Origin of the sequence: Nocardiopsis sp. NPDC058789 (assembly GCF_042745575.1) — a bacterium.
In the GTDB taxonomy this organism is placed as follows: domain Bacteria; phylum Actinomycetota; class Actinomycetes; order Streptosporangiales; family Streptosporangiaceae; genus Nocardiopsis; species Nocardiopsis eucommiae.
This window is the reverse complement of sequence record NZ_JBHYOW010000007.1, coordinates 168,298-192,269: the sequence shown is the minus strand read 5'-3', so window position 1 is coordinate 192,269 and position 23,972 is coordinate 168,298. Positions and strand designations below refer to the sequence as shown.

Genomic DNA, 23,972 nt, shown 5'->3' with positions numbered 1-23,972 from the left:
CCGGGGCACCCCACCCCCCGAAAGGCACCCGCATGGGCGACAATGGGCGAAGGCCCGTGGCGGGACGGGCCCCGGGAACCGAGGAGGCCGTCACCTCATGGAACCGTTCTTCATGGTCATCGGCGCGGCGATCGCGGCCGCCGGATACCTCGCGGGGCGTCGCACCGCCCGCCGTGAGGCCCGGCGCGAACTCCAGCGGCACCACGGCACCCCGCAGATCCCGGACCGTGGCCAACGCACCCCCCAGCCGGTCTGCGGCTGCGGCCACAACCTGGTCTTCCACGACCACGAGACCAAGCGCTGCCAGACCCAGGTGGTCATCCCCGGCCGCTGGACCGGCCAGGCCAACTCCACCTACAGACAGTGCATGTGCCAGGGCTACCGGGGCCCGACGCCGGTCGACGAGTACTACGCCCCCGACTACCTCGACGGCACCGGACCCTGACCCGCCCCCTCGGCGGAGCCGTTCGGTCGCCCGAGAACGGCACGAACACGCAGGTCAGCGACGCCTCTCCCGGCTCGCCGACTACCCTGGGGCGAGGCGGCACGTGCCCGCCGCACCACTCGGGAACCCGGAGCGCACCGCCATGAAGTACACCGTCTCCATCGAGATCGCCCTGCCCCGGGAGAGGGTGGCGCGGTTGCTCTCCGACCCGGAACACCTGCCGAAGTGGCTGCGGGGACTGGTGTTGCACGAGCCCCGGAACGGGGTCCACGGGCAGGTCGGCACGGTGTCGCGGGTCGTGCTGCGGACGGGGCGGCAGGAGATGGAGTGCACCGAGACCATCACGCGCCGGGAACCTGCGGACCCGCACGGGATCCCGGCGGAGGACGTCGTCCACTACGAGCGCGAGATCGTCACCGAGGGTATGTGGAGCGCGGTGCGCGACCGGCTGACCGAAGCCGGTCCTGGAAGGACCCTCTGGGTCAGCGAGAACGAGTACCGCTTCAGCGGCGTGATGATGAGGCTGGTGGGGTTCCTGATGCCCGGAGCCTTCCGCAAGCAGTCACTCCAGCACATGCGGGACTTCCGGGCCTTCGCCGAGCAGGGAGAGGACGTCCGCGCAGCGCGGGGCTGACCCGCGACCAGCGTTCGCCTCCCCAAGGCCCGGCCCCGGACCCGTCACCGGCACGGGACGACCCCGCCCCTCCCCCACCGGCTGAGCCGAACCCCACCGAACCACCCGATCCCGCCCACACCGCCGCACTCCCCCGCGCGACCCCGGGTCCGGGCAGGGGTGATCGTGCGGGAACCTGGGAGTGCGGGCGGCGACGCGCCGGGATGACAACAGCCCCCGCGCACCGCGAGAATGTCCGCGCACCGAACAGCCAGAGAGTGGACGTTTACTCGTGACGACCCCTGTGACACCCACGATCGACCAGCGCATCGCCGAGGAGCTCGGCGTGGGCGCGCACCAGGTCAGTGCCGCCGTCGACATGCTCGACGGCGGGTCGACCGTGCCCTTCATCGCCCGGTACCGCAAGGAGGCGACCGGAGCGCTGGACGACGCCCAGTTGCGCGCGCTGGAGGAGCGCCTGCGCTACCTGCGTGAGCTGGCCGAACGCCGGAGCGCGATCCTGGAGTCGATCCGTTCCCAGGGCAAGTTGGACGACGCGCTGGAGGCCCGGATCAACGAGGCCGACTCCAAGGCCCGTCTGGAGGACATCTACCTCCCCTACAAGCCCAAGCGCCGCACCAAGGCCCAGATCGCCCGCGAGGCCGGGCTCGAGCCGCTCGCCGAGGGTCTGATCGGTGACCCGAACCAGGACCCGCAGGAGGTGGCCGCCGCCTACGTGGACGCCGACAAGGGCGTGGCCGACGTCAAGGCCGCCCTGGACGGGGCCCGCTCGATCCTGGTCGAGCGGTTCGCGGAGGACGCCGACCTCACCGGCACACTGCGCGAGCGCCTGTGGGAGAAGGGCCGACTGGGATCGACGGTCCGCGAGGGCAAGGAGGAGGACGGCGCCAAGTTCGCGGACTACTTCGACTTCTCCGAGCCGCTCACCGCGCTCCCCTCCCACCGTGTCCTGGCGATGTACCGCGGTGAGAAGGAGGAGGTCCTCACGCTCAACCTGGAGCCCGAGGAGACCCCCGAAGCGGGCCCGGACGGCACCGTCCCCCGCAGCTCCTACGAGAACGCCATCGCGTCGCACTTCGCGATCGTGGACCGCGGCCGCCCCGCCGACCGCTGGCTCCAGGACACCGTGCGCTGGGCCTGGCGCACCCGGATCCTGGTCCGACTCGACATCGACGTCCGCATGCGCCTGTGGCAGCGGGCCGAGGACGACGGCGTCAACGTGTTCGCCGCAAACCTGCGCGACCTGCTGCTGGCCGCTCCCGCCGGAAGCCGCTCCACCCTGGGCCTGGACCCGGGCCTGCGCACCGGTGTGAAGGTCGCCGTCACCGACCCCACGGGCAAGGTCGTGGCCACCGACACGGTCTTCCCGCACGTGCCGCGCCGCGACTGGGACGGCTCCATCGACCGGCTGGCCAAGCTGTGCGCCGCCCACGACGTGGAACTGGTCGCGATCGGCAACGGCACCGCCTCACGGGAGACCGACAAGCTGGCGGGCGACCTGATCAAGCGCCACCCCGAGCTGAGGCTCACCAAGGTGATGGTGTCGGAGGCGGGCGCTTCGGTGTACTCGGCCTCGGCCTACGCCTCCGAGGAGCTGCCGGACCTGGACGTGTCCCTGCGCGGCGCCGCCTCCATCGCCCGGCGCCTCCAGGACCCCCTGGCCGAGCTGGTCAAGATCGACCCCAAGTCCATCGGCGTGGGCCAGTACCAGCACGACCTCGCGGAGGCGAAGCTCTCACGCTCCCTCGACGCCGTGGTCGAGGACTGCGTGAACGGCGTGGGCGTGGACGTCAACACCGCCTCCGTGCCGCTGCTGACCCGGGTGTCGGGCGTGACCTCCACCCTGGCCCGCAACATCGTGTCCCACCGTGACGCCAACGGCCCGTTCCGGACCCGCGACGCCCTGCGTTCGGTGCCCCGACTGGGCCCCAAGGCCTTCGAGCAGTGCGCGGGCTTCCTCCGGGTGCCGGGCGGCGACGACCCGTTGGACGCGTCGGCGGTGCACCCCGAGGCCTACCCGGTGGTGCGACGCATCCTGGACCGGGCCGGAACCGACCTGCCGTCCCTGATCGGGGACAGGAAGGCGCTGTCGGGGGTCCGCCCCGAGGACTTCGTGGACGAGAAGTTCGGTCTGCCGACCGTCACCGACATCCTCAGCGAGCTGGAGAAGCCCGGCCGCGACCCGCGACCCGCCTTCACCACCGCCACCTTCAAGGAGGGTGTGGAGACGCTGGACGACCTGGAGCCGGGGATGCTCCTGGAGGGGGTGGTCACCAACGTGGCCGCCTTCGGCGCGTTCGTGGACGTGGGCGTGCACCAGGACGGACTGGTCCACGTGTCCGCGCTCTCCAACAGGTTCGTCGAGGACCCGCGCGAGATCGTCAAGCCCGGTGACATCGTCAAGGTCAGGGTCCGCGAGGTCGACATCCCCCGCAAGCGCATCTCGCTGACCATGCGCCTGGACGACGAGGCCCCGGCCCCCGGCGGTCAGGGCGGCGGTCGCGGGGAGCGCGGCAGCCGTGGCGGCAACGGCGGCGGCCAGCCCCGGGGTGGCGGTCGCGGCGGAGAGCAGCGCCGGAGCGGTGGTCGACAGAACGGCGGCGGTCGCGGCAACGGCGGCAGGGACGCCGCCCCGGCGCCCTCGGGCGCCATGGCCGACGCGCTCCGCCGCGCGGGCCTGGGCAAGTAGCCCGTTCCCGGCCGGACGTGTGGTCCGGCCGGGCCGGTGAGGTGTGACGAAGGGGTTCCCGCTGGCCGGGGACCCCTTCTCCGTGCGCGGGGGGGTGAAGCGTCGGTCGCGGTCCGCCGGGCCACGCGCAGAGAACGTCAGTCTGTATTGACATACCCGGGTGCGTCAGTACAGACTGACACCATGAACCAGGCTTCCGCACCCACCGCCCACGACTCCGCGGACCCCGAAACCGGGCTGCGCGCCGTCCTGGCCCTGCGCCGCCTCGCCGAACGCGTCGAGGCCAACCAGGTGGCCGCCGCCCGCCGCGCCGGATGGTCCTGGCAGCAGATCGGCGACGCCCTCGGGGTCACCCGGCAGTCCATCCACACCAAGTACGGGAAGTGAGCCCCATGGGCACCGGAACGCGCACCGGCCTCGGCCGGACCTACCTGGACGCCAACACCGAGGCCCTGCTCAGGGGTGACCGCAGGGTCGGCACCGAACACGTGCTCCTGGCGCTCCTGCACGACGACGCGTCCACCCGCGCCCTGGACACCGACCTGACCAGCGCCCACCGGGCCCTGGAACTCCTGGACCAGCGCGCCCTGAACCAGCTGGGCATCGCCCCGCCCTCCCCCGGCCCGGTCCTGCCCGGCCGGGCCGGGGACCGCCTTCCACTGACCCCCGCCGCCAAGGCGGTCTTCAAGGGCCTGCGCGCCGAGGCCGGGCGGGAGCGCATCGGCCTGGAGCACGTCCTCCTCGGCCTGCTCGGGCGCACCGCCCCCGACCCCGCCGCCGCACTCCTGGACGCCCTCGGCACGGACCGGGACGCGGTCCGCGCCCGCCTGGGGGGCTGAACACGGTGCCCCACGCGCTTCCCGACCACACGACCGGCACGCTCACCTCGCACGACGGCACCGCCCTGGGGTACCGACGCCTGGGGTCCGGCCCGGCCGTCGTCCTCACCCACGGCTCCCTGATGAGCTCCCACGACCTCCTGCTCCTGGGCGCCGCCCTCAGCGGCGAGTACACCGTCTACCTCCCCGACCTGCGCGGGCGAGGACTCAGCGGCGCGTACGGGCCCGACCACACCCTGGAGAACGCCGCCCGGGACGTGGCCGCCGTCATGGAGCACACCGGGGCCCACCGGATCTTCGGTCTCAGCGGCGGTGCCGTCCCCCTCCTGCGATGGGCCCTGGACGCACCCGCGGGGTACCGGATCGCCCTCTACGAACCTCCGCTGCCCCTGCGCGACTTCTCTCCGACGGCGTGGCTGCCCCGCTACGAGCGCGAACTCCGTCGCGGGCGCGCCGCCTCGGCCGTGGTCACCGTCATGCGCGGCACCCAGGACCCGCCGTGGACGCGTCGCGTACCCCGGGCCGTGCTGGTCCCGCTCATGGGCCTGGGCCTGCGCGCCCAGGCGCGGCGGGCCGAGGGCGGCCTCACGCTGCGGGACCTGTTGCCCACCATGGGCCCCGACGCCCGGGTGGTGCGGGAGGCCACCGACCTCACCCGGGCCGCCACGCGGGTGCGCTCCGACGTCCTGCTGCTCGGCGGTTCCCGGAGTCCCGGATACCTGCGCCGGGGCCTGGACGCCCTCGACGCCGCCCTGCCGTACGCCCGGCGGGTGGAGTTCGAACGCCTCGGCCACCTGGCGGCGGACAACGGCGGTCGCCCCGACCTGGTCGCGCGGGCTCTGGCGGACTTCTTCGGGCCGCGCGTCAGTCGGAGCGCTCGGAGTTGACCCGCTCGGCCAGCGCCCGCAGCAGTTCGTCGGCCAGGGGCAGCTTGCGCAGCTCCTCGGGCCCGGGGAGCGGACCCCTGGCCCGGTCCCCCTGTTCCCGGACCTCCCCGTGCAGACGCTCCATGGTCTCGTCCAGCCGGTGGGCGGTCTCGGCCGCCTCACGGATCTCGTCGAGCAGCCGGTCCGGAACCGACTTGCCGTACTTGTAGTAGATCTTGTGTTCCAGGCTGGCCCAGAAGTCCATCGCGATGGTGCGGATCTGGATCTCCACCGGCACGTCCTCGGTCCGGTCCGACATCCGCACCGGCGTCTCCACCAGCAGGTGCAGGCTCCGGTACCCGTTGGGCTTCGGGGAGCGGACGTAGTCGCGCTCCTCCATCACCCGGATGTCCTCGTGCCCGGCCAGCATGTCCCGGATCGTGTAGGTGTCCGAGACGAAACTGCACGTCACACGGATACCGGCGATGTCGAGGATGGACCCGCGAATCTCGTTGAGGTCGTAGGGCACCCCGCGACGCCGCGCCTTCTCCATGATGCTGGCCGGCGTCTTGAGCCGGGAGCTCACGTGCTCGATCGGGTTGTGGTCGTGGGTGTAGCGGAACTCCTCGTTGAGGATGTTGACCTTCGCCATCACGGTGTCGATCGCGAACTTGTACGACAGGAGGAAGCGCGCGACGTCGTCGCGAGCGGCCAGCAACGCCTCCGGTACGTCTTCCACCACGAATCGACCCCCGTCACACCAGTACCAAACCCCGTGGACAAATGTTATCGACCACCGGAGCCCCCGGGGGGTGGGGGCGGGCGCTACCTCGGCGCGAAGCCCACGTCGGACCACAGGGCGCGCAACGGCGAGTCGTCGGCCTCGCTCAGGGAGTCCGTGAGGTCCCACACCCGGGCCACGGTCGATCCCGGCCGGACCGGGCCCCACCCCGGGTCGCCACCGGACACGAAGGCGCTCCAGGCGGCCAGCATCCGCTCGGACAACCCCAGGTACGCCGCGTCCGGCGGACCGTCGCACAGAAACCGCGCCAGGTCACAGTCCATGTTGCCGAACGCGAAGGGGAGATCGAAAGCGTGGCAGGCCCCCAGAGCCCCGTCCAGCACACGGCTGCGCGCGGCGAACCGGAAGAGGTGCGCGCTACCACCCGCGGCCGCCTGTGCCTCCGCCACCCGGGTGGAGTACTCACAGAACATGGCGTCGCCACGGATCTCGCAGTAGAGGTCGGCGAGCGAGGCCCCGGGGTGGACCGCGCGGTAGACCTCCACCGCCTCCTCCCCCAGGCCGAGGCGGGTGGCGGTGACCGCGAGGGCCGACGCGTCCTCGATCTCGACCTTCTGGCCGAGCCCGGTGAAGAGCGTGAACTCGTCGGTGTTGTGGCCCACCAGCAGCGCCACGTCGCGGGCGGCGCCCCGCGCGATCGCCGCCAGCGGCGGCTCGGGGAGTTCGGGGCCGCCCACCACGGGCGCGTAACAGGTGAACGCCTTGGACCGGACCCCTCTGCTGGTCCTGCCGGTACCGGACAGGATCGCGTCCGTGGCGGCCAGGAGCCGCTCCGGCGCCACCTCGGCCAGGGCGTCGGCCTCCAACCGCACCCCGACCTCCCCGGCCACACCCTCAGCGACCAGGCGCGCGGTCTCGACGGTGACCATGTCCCCCGGGACACTGTGCGCGACAGCACGGTGGAAGAGCCCGCGCGCCTCGGGTGAGGCCATGAGGCAGACCACGGCTCCGGCTCCGGCGGACTCCCCCGCCACGGTGACGTCTCCGGGGTCCCCGCCGAACGCGGCGATGTTGTCCCGGACCCAGCGCAGCGCCGCGATCTGGTCGAGCAGTCCCCGGTTGTCGGGCCGGCCGGGGACGTGGCCGAAGCCCTCGAACCCCAGCCGGTAGTTGACGGTCACCACGACGATGCCGGTCTCGGCCAGGCGCGTGCCGTCGTAGGTGGCCTCCGAACCGGAGCCGACGATGTAGGCGCCGCCGTGGATCCACACCATGACCGGAACGCCGGAACCCGGCCCGGCCCCGTCCCGTGGGGACCACACGTTGAGGACGAGGCAGTCCAGGGAGGTGTGCGCGTCCCAGGGCTCGGTGCCGATGAACTGGGCGCTCTGCGGCGCGGGCGGTCCCGGCTCGGAGCAGTCGCGGACGCCGTCCCAGGCCGGGGCGGGCGCGGGGGCGGCGAAACGGTGTTCCCCGAAGGGCGCGGCGGCGTAGGGGATGCCCCGGTGCAGGGTGATCCGCCCGTCCTCGGAGCGGGGCGACACGGTGCCGCGCACGCGTCCGTTCGCGGTCTCCACGATGTGCTCGGCGTCCACGGGTGCCTCCTGGGGGTCGGTGCCGGTTCCACCTAACACCGTTAGGTTTGCGTGCGCAAGACCTGCGGAGCCGCACGAAGCACGGGAGACGGAACCCTGGAGGACGCTCGTCCGTCGAAACCAGCGATAGGTTTCGGCTGGATCCTCCCGGATCCTCCCGACGTGGATCCCCCCGCCTCGCACCCCACCGACCCGCCGCCCCACCGGGGCGACAGCGCCGGAAAGGCCCCACCCCATGCACGCTCCCCTGTTCACCGCGCCCGTGCTGCTGGTCGAACAACCCCGCCGTCTGTTCGCCGCCGAAGGACACTACGAGGTCCTCAGCGACCGGGGCCAGCCGCTCGCGTACGTGAACGAACACATGACCGCGTGGACGCGGACGCACCGACGCGCCTCCCAGCTCCCGCACCGGTTCACGATCTACGCCCCCGACGGCCACCCGCTCCTGACCCTGGACAAGCCCTGGGACCGCGGCCGCCCCTACATCCACGTGAGCGGCCCGCACCACGAGCCCTACGGCACCATCGTCCAGGACCGCTCCTTCCTCGGCTCGCGGTTCCGCCTCAACGACCCCCGGGGCCACACCGTCGCCGAGATCCGGGGCGACTGGAGCGGCTGGGACTTCACCGTCCTGGACCACGCCGGGATCGAGATCGCCCGGATCGGCAAGGAGCACCCCGGGCTGGGCGGTGGGTTCTTCACCACGGAGGACCGCTACGCGCTGGAGTTCGCCTACGACCTGCCCTGGCCGCTGCGACGCCTGGTGATCGGCGCCGCGATCACCATCGACGTGCTGCTGCACGAGCGCGAGCCGGAGTTCTACCACTCGCACTACGCGGACTTCCACCGCCATCCCGAGTACGGATACGAGCCGCGCCACCACTGGCACCACCCCCGGCGCGGATACGTCGTCGACCGGCGCCGACGCCGCCCCCTGGTGGCACACGCCTTCGTGCCGGTCCGTCGTCGGCCCCGCGTGGCCTCCGGCGAGCACGCGGCGGTCTCCCGACGCGACTACCGCCCGGTCTCCGCACGGTCCGAGGCCCCCGCACCGAGGGCCGCCCGCGCCCCACGCGTGGAGCGCCGGGGCGGAGCGGGGTTCGCCTCGCGTTCGGAGGCCCCCGCCAGCGGCTGGACCTCGCGCCGTGAACGCCGCGGACGCGCCCAGGGGGGCGGCGGGACCTCGCGGGCCGCCCGGGTCAAGCGCGAGGTGTCGGGGAACAGGACGGCCGGTCGGGCCTCGGACGGGACGACCGGAAGCGCCGACCGCTCCTCGTCGAGCCCGTCCCCGGGGATCCCCCGTTCCCTGGGCGCCCCCTCCCGCAAGGCGTCCACCTCGCGCGGGACCCCGGCGTCCCGGAGCGCCTCCTCGTCCCGCGGTACCTCCTCACGCAGCGCCTCGTCATCACGCGGGACCTCGTCCTCGTCACGCGGGAGCGCCTCCCGGAGCGGGTCGAGCCGTCTCTCCGGTGGTGGCCGTGGCTTCGGCAGGGCCACCTCCAGCCGGTCCAGCGGTTCGGGAGCGGGCCGTTCGAGCTCCAGCCGTTCGAGCTCCAGTCGCAGGTCCGGCGGAGGCCGCTCGGGAGGCGGCCGTTCCAGCGGCGGCTCCTCCCGCCGCAGGTAGCCCCGGCACCCGTGTCCGGGCCCCTCGCCCCTCGGTGACACACCGTGGCGAGGGGCCCGTCCGCGTCCGGACGCCACACGCCCGTGAGCGGTCGGGCCCGCGATACATACCATCTGGTCGGTATGATGTGCGCCGACACCGCTCCACCATCAGGAAGGGCCCAGCATGCGCGCCATCCAGATCACCGAGTTCGGCGGACCCGAGGTCCTCGTGCCCACGGAGCTGCCGGACCCGGAGCCGGGCCCCGGTCAGCTCCTGGTCGACGTCGCCCTCAGCGGGGTGAACTTCGCCGACACCCACCAGGCGGAGAACAGCTACCTGTCCCCCTCCGACCTGCCCATGGTCCCGGGCAGCGAGGTCGCCGGGCGCACCGGGGACGGCCGCCGGGTGGTGGGCCTGCTCAACGGCGGTGGAGGCTACGCCCAACGGGCGGTGGTCGACCCCAACCTGGCGTACGACATCCCGGACGACGTGACGGACGCGGCCGCGCTCGCCCTGGTCGTGCAGGGCGCCTCGGCCTGGCTGCTGCTGCGCCGGACCACCCGGATCGAACCCGGGGAGTCGGTCGTGGTGCACGCCGCCGGCGGCGGCGTGGGCACCCTCGCCGTGCAACTGGCCCGGCGGTTCGGCGCCGGTCGGGTCATCGCCGTGGCCAGCACCGGGGACAAGCGCGACCTCGCCCTGGAGCTGGGCGCCGACGCCGTCGTGGACTCCTCCGCCCCGGACATGACCACCGCGCTGATCGACGCCAACGAGGGCAGGCGGGTGGACATCGTCCTGGACATGGTCGGCGGCCGGATCACCGACGAGAGCGTCCGGGCCCTGGCCCCGTTCGGGCGTCTGGGCTTCTACGGGATGGCCTCGCGCGAACAGCCCTCCCCCGTGAAGCTGCCCAACCTGATGCGCCACTCGGCCACGGTCGGCGGCATGTGGCTGCCACACGCCTACCTGCTTCCGGGCGACGTGGTCGGCCAGGCCATGCGCGAGCTCTTCGCCCTGGTCTCGGAGGGCGCCCTCCGCCCGGTGCTGGGGACCATCTACCCCCTGACCGAGGCCCGGCGCGCCCACCAGGACCTGCGGGCCCGCGGCACCGTGGGCAAGCTGACGCTCGACCCCTCGGCGTAGCGGGACGCACCTCTCAGAACGCCCACCTTTACGAAGTAGATTCACTATTGTCCGGTTTCCTCCGTTCCGGGTGGCACCCGGAACGGAGGGGACGGCTTCCGGCGTCAGGCCCGGGCCGCGCGCACGGCCTCCCGGACGGCGGGCACCACCTCGGCGGCGAACAGCTCCACCTGCGTGGCCGCGTTCTCCGCCGGGCCGAGCACGAACGTGTCCATGCCGTGCTCCAGCACGAACCCGGTCACCGCCTCGACCCACGCCTCCACCGGTCCGCGCAGAGGGTCCCCCGGGGCGCCCTCGACGCCACGTCCGGTGATCGTGCCCCACAGGTTGTACACGCGGCGCACGGACGCCGGGTCCCGCCCGGCCTCGGCCGCTCCCGCGTCGATCCGGGCGTGCGCCTCCGCCAGCCGCTCCGGCCCCAGGTTCGCGTGGGAGACCACCCAGCCGTCGGCGCTCCGGCCCACGGCCCGCAGCATGCGCGGACCGCCCACCCCGAGCCAGATACCCATGTCGTGCACGGGGGCGGGTCCCGGCCTGACCCCCGCGAGCCGGTGGTACTCCCCCGCGAAGCGCACCGAACGCTGGTCGGACCACATCAGCCGGATCACCTCCATCGCCTCCAGGAGGGAGTCCGCGGCCTCGCGCGGGGTCCGGCGCTCGCCGCCCATGGCCTCGATCGCCTCCCAGAACGCCCCGGCACCCAGGCCGAGCTCGAACCGTCCCCCGGAGAGCACGTCCAGGGAGGCCGCGTTCTTGGCCAGGACCGCCGGTGGCCGCAAGGGGAGGTTGGCGACGTCAGGGAAGACCCGCAGGCGCTCGGTGCGGGCCAGCACCGTGGCCATCAGGCTCCAGGTGTCCAGGTGGCGCCGCTGGTAGGGGTGGTCCTGGAACCCGGCGAAGTCGAGACCTCCGCGCTCCGCCGCCTCGATCACCGCCCAGGTCCGCCGCAGGGTGTCCGGGTCGGCGTCCGGGGAGGGGAAGACACCGAAGGCGATCTCGCGCCCGTAGTCAGTACTCACGCTCGTGGCTCCTTTCCACGCGGATCCGTCAGCGGTACACGAGGTCGGCGTATTCGCGGTGGCGTCCGATCCACTCCTTGACGAAGGGGCAGAGAGGGAGGACGGCGAGCTCGCGGGTACGGACGTCGTCCAGGGCCGCGCGGACCAGGATGCTGCCCAGCCCCCGCCCCTCGTAAGCGGGGTCGATCTCGGTGTGGGTGAAGGTGATGAGCTCGTCGGTGAGGATGTACTCCGCGAATCCGGCGACCTCGCCGTCGGTGGTGACCTCGTAGCGGCGGCGCTCGGGAACGTCGGTGACCTCGGTGGCCATGGTGGAACCTCCTGTGTGCGTGGCACGGGCGACCGCGCCCGCGTCCGCGTCATTGTCCCCTGGCCTGCCCACCGGCCCCTTGCGGCACGCGCCCTCACCGACATAGAGTCTCCGTGACATACCGACCAGTCGGTCTAGGGAGTACGCATGACATCGCGGTTCGGCGGGCGCACCGCCATCATCACCGGTGCCAGTCGCGGCATCGGCCTGGCCGTCGCCCAGCGACTCGTCTCCGAGGGCGCACGCGTGTGCGTCACCGCGCGCAAGCCCGAACCCCTCAAGGAGGCGGTCGAGGCCCTGGGCGGCCCCGAGCACGCCATCGGGATCCCCGGCCGGGCCCACGACCCCGAGCACCAGGACGCCGCGATCGCCGCCACCGTCGACGCCTTCGGCGGCGTCGACCTGCTTGTCAACAACACCGGGATCAACCCGGTCTACGGCCGCATGGTCGACCTCGACCTCGACGCCGCCCGCAAGATCTTCGAGGTCAACGTGCTCTCCGCGATCTCCTGGGTCCAGAGGGTGTACCGCGCCGGAATGGCCGAGCACGGCGGCGCCATCGTCAACGTCTCCTCCGTGGCCGGAACCAAACCCGCCCCCGGAATCGGCTTCTATGGCGCCAGTAAGGCCATGCTCAGCCACATCACCGAGGAACTCGCGGTCGAACTGGGCCCCGGGGTCCGTGTGAACGGGGTCGCCCCCGCCGTGGTCAAGACCCGCTTCGCGGAGGCCCTGTACGAGGGGCGCGAGGAGGAGGTGGCCGCCCAGTACCCTCTGGGCCGCCTCGGCGTGCCCGAGGACGTCGCGGGCGCGGTCGCCTTCCTGCTCTCCGAGGACGCCGCGTGGGTCACCGGCCGCACCCTGGTGCTGGACGGCGGCGTCACCCTGACCGGAGGGGTGTGAACGGCATGGATCCCGACGGCATCGGAGCCGTGGTCACCGGCGGCGGGAACGGGATCGGCGCGGCCCTCGCCCGCCGCCTCGCCGGGGCCGGAGCACGCGTCGTGGTCAACGACCTGGACGCGGACGCGGCGCGGGCGGTGGCCCGGGAGATCGGCGGGACCGCCGTCCCCGGGGACGCCGCGAGCGAGGAGGGCGTGGCCGCCCTGGTCGGCGAGGCCGGGGAGCGTCTGGGCGGGATCGACCTGTACGTGGCCAACGCCGGGGTCGCCGTCCACGGCGGACCCGAGGCCCTGGAGGCCGACTGGGACCTGTCCTGGCAGGTCAACGTGATGGCGCACGTGCGCGCGGCCCGAGCGCTGGTCCCGGGGTGGCTGGAGCGCGGCCGTGGCCGCCTGCTCACCACCGTGTCCGCCGCCGGCCTGCTCAGCATGCTGGGCAGCGCCCCGTACTCGGTGACCAAGCACGCGGCGCTGGCCTTCGGTGAGTGGATGTCGGCCACCTACGGGGACCGGGGCATCACCACCCAGTGCCTGTGCCCCCTCGGTGTGCGCACCGGCATGCTCGACTCCACCGGGCCGGAGGGCCGCGCCATCCTCGCCGGTGAGGCCATCAGCGCGGAGGAGGTCGCCGAGGCCGTGATGGCCGGGCTGGCGGACGGGCGCTTCCTGATCCTGCCCCACCCCCGGGTCGCCGACTACTACGCCGCCCGGGCCACCGACACCGACGCCTGGCTGGCCGGGATGCGCCGTCTCCAGGCACGGGTGTTCACCAGCGAGGAGCGAGCATGAGCGAGGCACTGCCCGGCCTGGACCTGGAACGGCTGCGCGCGCACCTGGACCGCGAAGTGCCCGGCCTGGTCTCGGGGCCGCTCGCGGGCCGGGTGATCACCGGGGGGAAGTCCAACCTGACCTACACGGTCACCGACGGCGCCGGATCGTGGGTGGTGCGCCGCCCGCCGCTGGGGCACGTGCTCGCCACCGCCCACGACATGCCCCGCGAGTACCGCGTGATGACCGCGCTGAGCGGGACGGCCGTGCCGGTGCCGCACACCCACCTGCTGTGCGAGGACACCGAGGTGCTGGGCGCGCCGTTCTACGTCATGGAACACGTGGCGGGCACCCCGCTGCGCACCCTGGACGAGATCGCCCCGTTCGGTTCCACGGGGGTGCGCGCGCTCGCGGACGCCCTCGTCACCACGCTGGGCGAGCTGCACGCGGTGGACCCCGAAGAGGTGGGCCTGGCCGACTTCGGCCGCCCGGTCGGCTTCCTGGAGCGCCAGGTGCGGCGGTGGAGCAGGCAGCTGGAGGCCTCCCGCAGCCGCGACCTCCCCGGAATCGACGAGCTCCGGGACCGCCTCGCCGCCACCCTCCCCGAACAGGGCGCGCCAGCGATCGTGCACGGTGACTACCGGCTCGACAACGTGCTGGTCACCGAGGACGGTCGGCTCACCGCCGTCCTCGACTGGGAGATGGCCACCCTCGGGGACCCCCTCGTCGACCTGGGTCTGATGCTGGTCTACCGAGAGCAGCCCGTGACCGGCGGCCGGAGCCCGGCCACCTCCGCCAGGGGGTTCCCCTCCTCCCCCGAACTCGCCCGGATGTACGCGGCCGCGACCGGCCGCGACGTGTCCCGGCTCGGCTGGTACGTGGCCTTCGGCTGCTTCAAGCTCGCGGTGATCGCCGAGGGCATCCACTACCGGCACGCGCGGGGCCTGACCGTGGGGGCGGGTTTCGACGGGATCGGGGACGTGGTCGTACCCCTGGTCCAGCGCGCCCACTCCGTACTCAAGGAGGACTGAGGACCGATGGACTTCGCATTCGACGCCCGGACTGAGGAGCTGCGGGCCCGGCTGCTGGCCTTCATGGACGAGCACGTCCACCCCGCCGAGCCCGTGTTCGCCGCCCAGCTGGCCGAGCGCGCGGACCACTGGACCGTCCCGCCCGTGGTCGAGGAGCTCAAGACCGAGGCCCGGCGGCGCGGGCTGTGGAACCTCTTCCTGGCCGGGCACCCCGAACACGGGGGGCTGCCCAACCTCCAGTACGCCCCGCTGGCCGAGATCACCGGGCGCAGCCCCCAACTGGCCCCGGTGGCGCTCAACTGCTCGGCCCCGGACACCGGGAACATGGAGGTGCTGACGATGTTCGGCACCCCGGAGCAGAGAGAGCGGTGGCTGGAGCCCCTGCTGGACGGGCGGATCCGCTCCGCCTTCGCGATGACGGAGCCGGAGGTGGCCTCCTCCGACGCCACCAACATCACCACCAGGATCGTCCGGGAGGGCGACGAGTACGTGGTGAACGGACACAAGTGGTTCATCACCGGAGCGCTCAACCCGGCCTGCGAGGTCCTCATCGTGATGGGCCGAACCGACCCCGGCGCCGAGCGGCACCGCCAGCAGAGCATGGTGCTGGTGCCGAGGAACACCCCGGGGCTGCGGATCGAGCGCGGCATGAGCGTGTTCGGCTACGACGACAGCGACCACGGCGGTCACGCGGAGGTGTTCTTCGAGGACGTCCGCGTGCCGGTCGGGAACCTGGTGGGGGGCGAGGGCGAGGGGTTCGCGATCGCCCAGGCCCGGTTGGGACCGGGGCGCATCCACCACTGCATGAGGTCGATCGGCATCGCCGAGCGCGCCCTGGAGCTGACCTGCAGGCGGGTGCTGGAGCGGGTCGCGTTCGGTCGGCCGCTGGCTGAGCAGGGCGTGGTCCGTGAGTGGATCGCGGAGGCCCGGGTGGCGATCGAGCAGCTGCGCCTGCTGGTGCTCAAGACGGCCTACCTGATGGACACCGTGGGCAACAAGGGGGCGCACACCGAGATCCAGGCGATCAAGATCGCCACCCCGCGCACGGTGGAGTGGATCCTGGACCGGTGTGTGCAGGCGCACGGCGCGGCCGGGGTCAGTCAGGACACTCCGCTGGCCGGGTGGCAGGCGGGGGTGCGCTCGCTGCGGCTGGCCGACGGCCCGGACGAGGTGCACCTGCGTTCGCTGGCCCGGGCGGAGCTGCGCAGGTACGCGTCGGGGAACTGAGCCTCGCGCCGCCGTGGGGCGGCGCCGAGGGTGAGGGCCGGGGGCGGAACGCGCCCCCGGCCCTCGGCCGTCCGCCTCCCGTGGCGCCGGTCGGTCCTCAGGTCTGCGGGCGCAGCCCCGCGACGAGCAGGTCCGCGAAGTGGCGGCCGACGTCGTCGCCGGTGAGTTCGCCGTCGTGCCGGTACCAGGTGCCCAGGTGGTGCACGGAACCGAAGAAGTAGTCCACGACCAGGTCGGCGGGGACGTCGGAGCGGAAGACCCCCTCGCTCTGGCCCTGCTCGATCATCGCGCGGAAGATCTCGTGGTAGGCACGGCGTTCGGCCCGCACGCTGCGCTGCTTCTCTGGGGCGAGCTGGTGCATGGACCGGAAGAAGATCTTGGTGTCGTCCATGTTGGCGACGCTGGTGACGATGACGTCGGCGGCGGCGGCGTGGACGCGTTCGGCCACGGGCGCCTCGCAGGCGGAGATCTCCACGAGGTGTTCGGTCTGCATCCGCAGCACGCGCGCGTAGACCTCGTGGAGCAGGTCGTCCTTGGAGCCGAAGTAGTGGTACATGGCCCCCTTGGTCACGCCCGCCGCGGCCACGACCTCCTGGACCGAGGTGCTCTCGAACCCCTGCTCAGCGAAGAGCCTCGTGGCCGCCTCCAACAGGCGTTCGGGCACGGTTCCGTGCCCGGCTCCCGCCTCGGCCGTCCGCCGTCCTCGCGCCATGTCCCGCCTCACCTCGTGCCCCCGCGGTTCCCCGGCGGGAGTGTCGACCACCGACCCCGACAGCATACCGACCGGCTGGTACCTCGCGCGTCGCGCACGGGCGGGCCGGGGAGCACGGCGACGCGGGGGCGGCGGCCGGGCGCCTCAGTCGAGGAACCGCTCCGCGTACTCGTCGGAGGGCTCGATCGGGGTGATGACGTCGATCAGGACCCCGGCCGGGTCGGCCACGATGAAGTGCCGCTGCCCGAATCCCTCGCTGCGCAGGGTGAGCACGGGCTCCAGCCCGCCCTCGACCACCAGGCGACGCCACTCGGCGTCCACGTCCGCCACCTCGAGGTTGAGCAGCACGCCCTGGGCGGTGGACGCCCGGTGGCCCTCGGGCAGGGTCGGGTGACCGGCCGCGAGCAGGGCGAGTTCGTGGTCCGGCGGGCCGGGACGGCGCAGGCTCACGTACCAGTCCGCCACGAAGGTGTCCTCGAAGCCGAACCACCGCGTGTAGAAGGCGTGGCTCTCCTGGAGGCGGGGGGTGCACAGCACGGGGTAGAAGCCGTTGAGGCGCATGAGCGCTCCTTTCGCATACCAACGGTATGTCGAGTACGCTATTCACGTACCGTCGGTATGTCAACAGGAGGATCCGTGACCAGGGACACCGGAGCCAGGGCCGAACAACGGGAGCGCACCAGACGCGCCCTGGTCCGGGAGGGCCGCCGCCTGTTCACCGAGCGCGGGTACGGCGGGGTGGGCCTGGCCGAGATCGTGGCCGCCGCCCAGGTGACCAAGGGCGCGCTCTACCACCACTTCAGGGGCAAGACGGACCTGTTCCGGGCGGTCCTGGAGCAGGCCCAGGCGGAGGTGGGCGCCGCCGTGGCCGAGGCCGCCGACGCCCACGAGGACCCGTGGGAACGTCTGACCACCGGGTGCCGCGCCTTCCTCACCGCCAGCACCGCCCCCGACGTCCGTCGCGTCATGCTGGTGGACGGGCCCGCCGTCCTGGGGTGGAGCGAGTGGCGCGCCCTCGACGAGACCTCCTCCGCGCACCACCTGGCCGAGGAGCTCGCCTCACTCGTGGAGGCGGGCGTCATCGCGCCGCGGCCGGTCGCCCCGCTCTCCCACCTGCTGTCCGGAGCCATGAACGAGGCCGCGCTCTGGCTGGCCGACACGGGCACCGAACGCGACCTGGAGGACGTGTGGTCAGCGCTCGCGCACCTGCTGGAGTCGTTGCGCGCCGCCCCCTGAGCGCTTCTTCCGAAACCGGCGGAAGGCCGACCGCACGGGCGATATCGTGGCCCCCATGACGCAGGGGGCACGAGGGGAACGGGCGTGGGACGCGGGTGCGGCGCGGGGGCCGGAGGGCGGGACGGAGGAGTTCCGTGACGACTTCGTCGGGCGCTTCGCCGCCTACTGGCAGTCCCAGGGGCGCCCCAAGGCCGAGGGCCGCATCGTGGGCTACCTGCTGGTGGCCGACCGGGACGCGGTCAGCGCCGAGGCCGTCGCCGAGGGCGCCGGGGTGAGCCGGGGTTCGGTCTCCCAGGCGGTGCGCCGTCTGCGCGAGCTGGGGTTCGTGACCCTCGTGGACGCCCCCGACAGCCGTTCCCGGCTGATCAGCATGGACGAGGACGTCTGGGGCGGGTTCCTGCGCAACGAGCGCTCCTACCTGCGTCAGCAGCGCGACCTCGCCGCCTCCGCGCTGGAACGCCTCCCCGACCTGGGTGAGTCCTCCCGCGCCCGGCTGCACAACATGTACGACTACATGACCTGGCTGGACGGCTACCACGACGTGCTGCTGGAACGCTGGGAGGAGTACAAGGCCGCCCGGGGTGAGCGAACCCCGCCGGGCCCCGGGGCCACGACGCCGAGGCCCCGGCCGGGCACCTGAGGTCAGGGGGTCGCGGGCGCCCGCTCGTGCGGGATCACCAGCGGCGTCCCGGTTCGAGGATCCGGTACCACGTCGCAGGCCAGCCCGAACACCGACGCCACCCGCTCGGCCGTGACGACCTCCTCCGGGGGGCCGTCCGCGACCACCGCTCCTCCGTCCATCATCACCACACGCGTGGCGAACCGGGCCGCCTGGGCGAGGTCGTGCAGGACCGCGACCACGGTGCGCCCGCCGCGGTGCAGGTCGGCGAAGAGCTCCAACAGGTCGTACTGGTGCGCGATGTCGAGGTAGGTGGTGGGCTCGTCCAGCAGCAGCGTGCCGCTGTCCTGGGCCAGGACCATCGCCACCCAGGCGCGCTGGCGCTGTCCTCCCGAGAGCGACCCCACCTGGACGTGTGCGAGGTCGGTGAGCCCGGCCAGCTCCAGGGCCCGCGCCACGGCGGTCTCGTCCTCCGGGCTCCACTGCCGCAGCAGGGTGTGGTGCGGGAAGCGTCCGCGCGCCGCGAGGGCGCGGACGGTGATGCCCTCGGGGGCGAGGGGGCTCTGCGGCAGCAGCGCCAGTTGGCGGGCGACCGCCTTGGGGCGCTGTGAACGCACGTCGCGCCCGTGCAGCAGCACCCGCCCGGAGCCCGGCTTGTTGACCCTCCCCAACGCCTTGAGCAGGGTGGACTTACCGCAGCCGTTGGGGCCGACGATCACGGTGAACTCGCCCCGGGCGATGGTCAGGTCCAGGTCGCGCACGACCGGGTCCGCGCCGTAGCCCAGGGTGAGGCCCTCGGCGGCCAGGACCGGGACGGTCTCTCGGCTCACAGTCTTCCCTTTCGCCATTCACGGATGAGCAGGTAGCCCAGGTACACACCGCCGAACGCCAGGGTGAGGACGCCGACCGGCAGTCCCTCGGCGATCGGCGCGTGCTGGACGGCCAGATCGGCCGTGACCAGCAGGAACGCCCCCACGAGACCGGACAGCGCCAGGTTGGGGCCGGGCGCCCCGCTGAGCCTGCGGGCGATCTGCGGAGCGGTGAGGGACACGAACGCGATCGGCCCGGCCACGCTCACCGCCGCCGCCGACAGCACCACGGAGAGGACGACCGCGGCGGTGCGGCTGCTGGCGGCCCGGGCCCCGAGGGAGTCAGCGAGCTCGTCGCCCATCTCGTTGACGGTGATGGGACCGGCCAGGGCCACGACCATCGGGACCGCGAGCGCCAGGGTGAGCCAGATCGTGGTGGAGTGCTCCCAGGAGCGGGCCCCGAGGCTGCCGTTGACGTACGCGGCCAGGACACTGGCCTTGTCGCGGGCCATCACCGAGACCACGAAGTGCGTGAAGGCCTGGGCCATGGCGGCCACGCCGATGCCCGCGACGATCAGCCGCCCCGGGTCGCGCAGCCCGGTTCCGGTCACGGCGGCCACGACCGTCACGGCCAGGGCCGCTCCGGCCAGCGCTCCCAAGGGGACGGGCACGATTCCGGGGAACACGAGCGCGACGAGGGCCGCACCCGCCCCGGCCCCCGCGCCCAGCCCGATCACGTCGGGGCTGCCCAGCGGGTTGCGGGTCACGGACTGGAAGAGCGCACCGGCCAGGCCCAGGGCGACGCCCGTGCCCACGGCCACGGACAGCCGGGGGCCGCGCAGCCGTTCGAGGGCGAACAGGTGGGTGGCCTCCCCCTGGCCGGACAGGACGGCGGGCAGCTGGGTGAGGGGCACGCCCAGGCGGCCCAGGCTCAGGGTGGCGGCGGCCGCCGCGAGCAGGAGCACCGACAGCAGGAGTCCCACCGCCAGGGAGCGTCGGTGCAGCGGCAGCGCGACGTGGCGGCCGAGTCGCAGGACCGGGAAGGGGGGTCGCGGGGCGGTGGCGGGTTCAGGCGCCGTGCCGGGGCCCGCCCGGTCCGCCCCGGATCGGATCTGGTGGCTCACGTTCCCGTCCTCGACTTCCGGACCACGTACAACAGCACCGGCGCGCCCACGAAGGCGGTGACGACGCCCACCATGAGTTCCATGGGCCGCACCAGGGTGCGGCCCACGACGTCGGCGACCAGCAGCAGGGAGGGGCCGACCAGCAGGGCGAAGGGCACCTGGAGGCGGAAGTCCACCCCGACCAGCCCGCGCACCACGTGCGGGACCGCCAGGCCCACGAAGGCGATCGGTCCGACCGCGGCGGTGGCCCCCGCCGCGAGCACGGTGCCCGCGAGCAGCCCTCCGGAGCGCGCCAGGAACACGTTGGCGCCGGTGGCCACGGCCGCCTCCTCCCCCAGGGCCAGAGCGTTGAGCGAGCCCATGACCAGCAGGGCCAGCAGCGTGCCCGCGCCGACCACCGGCAGCACGGCCAGGACCACGTCGTAGCCGCGCCCCGCCAGCGAACCCACCACCCAGTAGCGGTAGCTGTCGAACACGTCCGGCATGTTCAGCGAGACCGCCTGGACGTAGGCCATGAGCACCGCCGAGACCACCGCCCCGGCCAGGACGAGACGGACCATGCCGCCGTCCCCGCCCCGGGTGCCCACCGTGTGGGCGGCCAGCCCGGCCAGCAGGGCACCGGGCAGGGCCCACCAGACGGTGGCGGTGGTGGAGGCGGGGCCGAGGAGCGCCGTGGCGGTGACCACGGCGGCGGCCGCGCCCGCGTTGACTCCCAGGAGACCGGGGTCGGCCAGCGGATTGCGGGTCACTCCCTGCATGAGGGTGCCCGACAGGGCCAGCGCGGCCCCGGCCACGATCCCGAGCAGGGTGCGCGGGAAGCGGCTCTCGACCACCACGGTGACGTGGGGGTCGCCCTCTCCGAGGAGCACCTGCCACACCTCGACCGGCGAGGTCGGCCTGCTGCCCGCCACCAGGCTGAGCAGGACCGCGCCGACCAGCACCGCCCCGGCCGCGACCAGGACGAGCGCGGCGCGGACGGGGCCGGTGCGGGGCGGCGCCGCGGATGTCTTCACGATCACGTCGCCGGTCCGCCTCAGTCGTCCAGGGTCCGGGCGGCCTCGTGGATGAGGGGGACGTACCGTTCGATGGCCCAGGGCACGGTGAGCGGGTTGATCAGGGAGGAGGCGGTGACGAAGGAGTTGTCGTCACTGGTGACCACGGAGCCGCGTTCGATGGCCGGGATGGAGCCGTACAGGTCCTGGGACTCGATCTCGGCCCGCGTCTCGGCGTCGGTGTAGAAGGTGAAGAGGAGGTCGCTGTCACCGAACTGGTCGGCGTTCTCCAGGCCGACCAGGGCGGAGTCGGTGCCCTCGGTCTCGGGGAAGGTGTCCACGACCGGGTCGACCTGGAGTCCCAGGCCGCGCACCATGGCGACGCGCTGTTCGTCGGGGAGGAAGACGCCGAGCGTGCCGGGCCCGTCGGTGTAGACGTAGGAGAAGGTGAGGTCGGCGAACTCGGGGTTCTCGGCCGCCGCCTCCTCGAACCGGCCCTCGATGTCCGCGACGAGGCCGTCGGCCTCCTCGGGCTGGCCGAGCGCCCGGCCGATGATCTCGATCTGCTCGTCCCAGTCGGTGCTCCAGGCGAGGTCCGGGTAGGCGACCGTGGGGGCGATGTCCGTGAGGATGTCGTACTGCTCCTGGGTCACCCCGGACCAGGGGGCCAGGATGACGTCGGGGGCGAGTTCGATGATCGCCTCGAAGTCGATGTCGTCGGCCCCGGCGAACTGCTCGGGCAGCTCCTCGCCGGACTCGGTGACGGCCTCGTGGATCCAGGGCAGGTACCCGGTGTCGTCGCTGCCCCACTCGTAGCTCTCGATGCCGACCGGCACGGTGCCCAGGGCGATGGCGGTCTCGGCGGAGCCCTGGCCGAGGGTGACGACGCGTTCGGGGCGTTCGGGGATCTCGGCGGTGCCGAGGGCGCTCTCGATGGTGACGGGGAAGGTCCCGTCCGCGTCGCCGCCCGGGGAGGTGTCCTCACCGTCCGTCCCGCAGGAGGCGAGGCCGAGGGCGAGGGCCGAGGTGAGGGCGATGCCGCCGACGCGGCGCAGGGTGGAGTTCATGCTCACTGCTTTCTTCGTCACGGGGAGCGGCCGCGTCGCTCTGGGCGGGCCGGATACGCGCAGGGGGAGGCCCAGGGGAGGGCAGCGCGAAGAAGCCAACAAAACGGGAGAACCCCGACATCAAGCAAGGTTAGTCTAACCTCACTTGATGCGATTTCAAAAAATCTGAACACGAAGCCTCCCCCACCCTGCGAGTCCGGTGGGACTCCGTCCGTTATCGGGCGCTCGATCCAGGCGGAGGGGAGTCCAACGGAGTCACCGCAGAAACCTCCTCTCGCGGAGGGACACATCGGTCTGCCGGTCGCGGGAACACGCCCAAGAAGACCGCCGCCATCGCGGCAACGGAGAAAGCCGCCCGATTCCGTGAACCGAGCGGCTGGAGAGGTGCGAGCTATGGGTGTTGTCCGTGAGGTCAGGGGCGGCGGTCGGTGAGGACGTTGCTCACCCCGCCCAGGTACCCGATGAACTGGCGGGTGGCCAGGGAACCGAGCCGTTCACGGCCCAGGAACCGGGGCGGGGAGAACCGCGTGATCGCCTCCGCGCCCGAGGCCAGCGACGCCAGCTGCACCGGCCCCCGCCGCACCCCCTCGTACCGGCGCAGCGCGGCGGCGGGATCGGCCTCGGCGCCCTCGTCGGACAGGGCCAGGGTCAGCGCCCACGCGTCCTCCAGGGCCTGGTTCGCCCCCTGCGCGGTGGAGGACGCGAAGGCGTGCGCGGCGTCGCCCAGCAGCGTCGCCCCGCCCTCACCCCAGACCCGGCGCACCCGGTGGCGCACGTGCTCGGAGAACGCGAGGTCCTCGTCGCGCAGGTCCTCCAGGACCGCGCGTACGTCGGGGTCGGTCCAGCCCTCGAACAGCCGCCGCAGCACACTCGCCGGGGAGGTCGGCGTGGGGATGCCCGGCCGCCAGCGCACGTCGAACCACCACTGCACGAGGCCGTCTCCGGCGGGCATCATCCCGCACACACCCTGACGCCCCTGGACCACGGCCGCGAGCGTGCCCGACGCCAGGTCCGCGGGCACCCGGGTCAGCCCCTGCCAACTGGCCCAGCCCGTCGGGCGGGCCGGATCGCCCTCCCACAGGTCGCGGCGTGCGGCGGAGCGCACACCGTCCGCGCCGACGACCACGTCACCGGTGGCGCTGGAACCGTCCCCGAAGAGCGCGCTCACGGTGCCGTCGGTGTTGACCCGCACCCGGGTGCACACGCGCCCGTACCGCACGGTGCCCTCGGGCAGCCCGTCGGCGAGGAGGTCGAGGAGCGCGCGCCGGGGCACGGTACGGGACTCGGACCCGTAGTGGTCGCCCACCGCGTCCACGTCGAGCGTGTAACGCGTCCGCCCGGACGGGTCGCGGTTCTCCAGGCCGTCGAGACGCCGCCCGATGCCCCCGACCTCCACCCCCAGGGCACGCAGGGCGGCGGTCCCGTTGGAGTAGAGGCCGACTCCGGCGCGGCCGGGGCGCGGTTCGGGCGCGCGCTCGTGGACCTCGACCCCGTGACCCCTCCCGACGAGTCCCCGGGCCAGGGCGAGCCCTCCCACACCGGCTCCGACGATGACGACTCTCATGAAGGCCCCACTCCCGCTCGATCGGCTGACCCA

Annotated in this window: 25 protein-coding genes; 14 read left to right on the top strand and 11 right to left on the bottom strand. The window is 73.1% G+C overall.

The window, feature by feature from the left end; all coding sequences use genetic code 11:
• Positions 1-97: 97 nt before the first annotated feature.
• The 6 genes from ACFW3L_RS12380 (at position 98) to ACFW3L_RS12355 (ending at position 5,494) form a co-directional block, all read left to right on the top strand.
• Complete coding sequence (locus ACFW3L_RS12380; protein ID WP_378739418.1) at positions 98-445, top strand: hypothetical protein; 348 nt, start codon at positions 98-100, stop codon at positions 443-445.
• 103 nt (positions 446-548) lie between these two features.
• The gene (locus tag ACFW3L_RS12375; RefSeq protein WP_378739416.1) at positions 549-1,079 is read left to right on the top strand and encodes an SRPBCC family protein; all 531 of its coding nucleotides are present in this window, start codon (positions 549-551) and stop codon (positions 1,077-1,079) included.
• 271 nt (positions 1,080-1,350) lie between these two features.
• Positions 1,351-3,768, top strand: a complete 2,418-nt coding sequence (locus tag ACFW3L_RS12370) for a Tex family protein (protein WP_378739414.1) — start codon at positions 1,351-1,353, stop codon at positions 3,766-3,768.
• 183 nt (positions 3,769-3,951) lie between these two features.
• Positions 3,952-4,155 (top strand): hypothetical protein, encoded by a 204-nt coding sequence (locus ACFW3L_RS12365; protein ID WP_378739412.1) that lies wholly within the window; start codon positions 3,952-3,954, stop codon positions 4,153-4,155.
• A gap of 5 nt (positions 4,156-4,160) precedes the next feature.
• Complete coding sequence (locus tag ACFW3L_RS12360; protein ID WP_378739410.1) at positions 4,161-4,607, top strand: Clp protease N-terminal domain-containing protein; 447 nt, start codon at positions 4,161-4,163, stop codon at positions 4,605-4,607.
• A gap of 5 nt (positions 4,608-4,612) precedes the next feature.
• Positions 4,613-5,494 carry an alpha/beta fold hydrolase gene (locus ACFW3L_RS12355; RefSeq protein ID WP_378739408.1) on the top strand — a complete coding sequence of 294 codons (882 nt, stop codon included), beginning with the start codon at positions 4,613-4,615 and terminating at the stop codon, positions 5,492-5,494.
• On the opposite strand, the gene ACFW3L_RS12350 is transcribed toward ACFW3L_RS12355, so the two are convergent.
• Positions 5,472-6,215 (bottom strand): GTP pyrophosphokinase family protein, encoded by a 744-nt coding sequence (locus ACFW3L_RS12350; protein WP_378739406.1) that lies wholly within the window; start codon positions 6,213-6,215, stop codon positions 5,472-5,474. The genes ACFW3L_RS12355 and ACFW3L_RS12350 overlap by 23 nt on opposite strands.
• Before the next feature lie 83 nt (positions 6,216-6,298).
• Positions 6,299-7,810: a carboxylesterase/lipase family protein gene (locus tag ACFW3L_RS12345; RefSeq protein WP_378739404.1), complete on the bottom strand. Its 1,512-nt coding sequence runs from the start codon at positions 7,808-7,810 to the stop codon at positions 6,299-6,301.
• A gap of 235 nt (positions 7,811-8,045) precedes the next feature.
• Between ACFW3L_RS12345 and ACFW3L_RS12340 the strand changes: the two genes are divergently transcribed.
• Both ACFW3L_RS12340 and ACFW3L_RS12335 read left to right on the top strand, forming a co-directional pair.
• Complete coding sequence (locus tag ACFW3L_RS12340) at positions 8,046-9,434, top strand: LURP-one-related/scramblase family protein (protein ID WP_378739402.1); 1,389 nt, start codon at positions 8,046-8,048, stop codon at positions 9,432-9,434.
• Between the two features lie 165 nt (positions 9,435-9,599).
• Positions 9,600-10,559 (top strand): zinc-binding alcohol dehydrogenase family protein, encoded by a 960-nt coding sequence (locus tag ACFW3L_RS12335; protein ID WP_378739400.1) that lies wholly within the window; start codon positions 9,600-9,602, stop codon positions 10,557-10,559.
• A gap of 104 nt (positions 10,560-10,663) precedes the next feature.
• Here the strand turns inward: ACFW3L_RS12335 and ACFW3L_RS12330 are convergent, their stop codons facing one another.
• Both ACFW3L_RS12330 and ACFW3L_RS12325 read right to left on the bottom strand, forming a co-directional pair.
• Positions 10,664-11,578 (bottom strand): LLM class flavin-dependent oxidoreductase, encoded by a 915-nt coding sequence (locus ACFW3L_RS12330; protein ID WP_378739398.1) that lies wholly within the window; start codon positions 11,576-11,578, stop codon positions 10,664-10,666.
• A 28-nt stretch (positions 11,579-11,606) separates the two neighbouring features.
• The gene (locus ACFW3L_RS12325) at positions 11,607-11,888 is read right to left on the bottom strand and encodes a GNAT family N-acetyltransferase (RefSeq protein ID WP_378739396.1); all 282 of its coding nucleotides are present in this window, start codon (positions 11,886-11,888) and stop codon (positions 11,607-11,609) included.
• 147 nt (positions 11,889-12,035) lie between these two features.
• Here ACFW3L_RS12325 and ACFW3L_RS12320 point away from each other — a divergent pair, with 147 nt between their 5' ends.
• From ACFW3L_RS12320 to ACFW3L_RS12305, 4 genes are read left to right on the top strand one after another with little or no spacing between them, the layout of a single operon-like run.
• Positions 12,036-12,791 carry an SDR family oxidoreductase gene (locus ACFW3L_RS12320; protein ID WP_378739393.1) on the top strand — a complete coding sequence of 252 codons (756 nt, stop codon included), beginning with the start codon at positions 12,036-12,038 and terminating at the stop codon, positions 12,789-12,791.
• A gap of 5 nt (positions 12,792-12,796) precedes the next feature.
• Positions 12,797-13,579, top strand: coding sequence for an SDR family oxidoreductase (locus ACFW3L_RS12315; RefSeq protein ID WP_378739391.1), 783 nt, complete (start codon positions 12,797-12,799; stop codon positions 13,577-13,579).
• Positions 13,576-14,589 (top strand): phosphotransferase family protein, encoded by a 1,014-nt coding sequence (locus ACFW3L_RS12310; protein WP_378739388.1) that lies wholly within the window; start codon positions 13,576-13,578, stop codon positions 14,587-14,589. Before ACFW3L_RS12315 ends, ACFW3L_RS12310 begins: the two co-directional genes overlap by 4 nt.
• 6 nt (positions 14,590-14,595) lie before the next feature.
• Positions 14,596-15,816, top strand: a complete 1,221-nt coding sequence (locus ACFW3L_RS12305) for an acyl-CoA dehydrogenase family protein (protein ID WP_378739386.1) — start codon at positions 14,596-14,598, stop codon at positions 15,814-15,816.
• Between the two features lie 97 nt (positions 15,817-15,913).
• Here the strand turns inward: ACFW3L_RS12305 and ACFW3L_RS12300 are convergent, their stop codons facing one another.
• Both ACFW3L_RS12300 and ACFW3L_RS12295 read right to left on the bottom strand, forming a co-directional pair.
• Positions 15,914-16,528 (bottom strand): TetR/AcrR family transcriptional regulator, encoded by a 615-nt coding sequence (locus tag ACFW3L_RS12300; protein ID WP_378739384.1) that lies wholly within the window; start codon positions 16,526-16,528, stop codon positions 15,914-15,916.
• A 144-nt stretch (positions 16,529-16,672) separates the two neighbouring features.
• Entirely contained in the window at positions 16,673-17,089 is a 417-nt protein-coding gene (locus ACFW3L_RS12295) for a VOC family protein (RefSeq protein WP_378739382.1), read from the bottom strand.
• Between the two features lie 75 nt (positions 17,090-17,164).
• Here ACFW3L_RS12295 and ACFW3L_RS12290 point away from each other — a divergent pair, with 75 nt between their 5' ends.
• Positions 17,165-17,764 (top strand): TetR/AcrR family transcriptional regulator, encoded by a 600-nt coding sequence (locus ACFW3L_RS12290; protein ID WP_378739379.1) that lies wholly within the window; start codon positions 17,165-17,167, stop codon positions 17,762-17,764.
• A 55-nt stretch (positions 17,765-17,819) separates the two neighbouring features.
• Positions 17,820-18,404, top strand: coding sequence for a GbsR/MarR family transcriptional regulator (locus ACFW3L_RS12285; protein WP_378739377.1), 585 nt, complete (start codon positions 17,820-17,822; stop codon positions 18,402-18,404).
• 2 nt (positions 18,405-18,406) lie between these two features.
• On the opposite strand, the gene ACFW3L_RS12280 is transcribed toward ACFW3L_RS12285, so the two are convergent.
• The 5 genes from ACFW3L_RS12280 to ACFW3L_RS12260 all read right to left on the bottom strand — a co-directional run bounded on the left by ACFW3L_RS12280 (position 18,407) and on the right by ACFW3L_RS12260 (position 23,939).
• A complete protein-coding gene (locus ACFW3L_RS12280) occupies positions 18,407-19,213 on the bottom strand; it encodes an ABC transporter ATP-binding protein (protein ID WP_378739375.1) in 807 nt (268 codons plus the stop codon).
• Positions 19,210-20,226: a FecCD family ABC transporter permease gene (locus ACFW3L_RS12275; RefSeq protein WP_378739769.1), complete on the bottom strand. Its 1,017-nt coding sequence runs from the start codon at positions 20,224-20,226 to the stop codon at positions 19,210-19,212. The genes ACFW3L_RS12280 and ACFW3L_RS12275 overlap by 4 nt, the downstream gene beginning before the upstream one ends.
• A gap of 86 nt (positions 20,227-20,312) precedes the next feature.
• A complete protein-coding gene (locus ACFW3L_RS12270) occupies positions 20,313-21,335 on the bottom strand; it encodes a FecCD family ABC transporter permease (RefSeq protein ID WP_378739373.1) in 1,023 nt (340 codons plus the stop codon).
• A gap of 14 nt (positions 21,336-21,349) precedes the next feature.
• On the bottom strand, positions 21,350-22,375 hold the full coding sequence (locus ACFW3L_RS12265) for an iron-siderophore ABC transporter substrate-binding protein (RefSeq protein ID WP_378739371.1): 1,026 nt from the start codon (positions 22,373-22,375) through the stop codon (positions 21,350-21,352).
• A 412-nt stretch (positions 22,376-22,787) separates the two neighbouring features.
• A complete protein-coding gene (locus tag ACFW3L_RS12260; protein WP_378739369.1) occupies positions 22,788-23,939 on the bottom strand; it encodes an FAD-dependent oxidoreductase in 1,152 nt (383 codons plus the stop codon).
• Positions 23,940-23,972 lie beyond the last annotated feature (33 nt).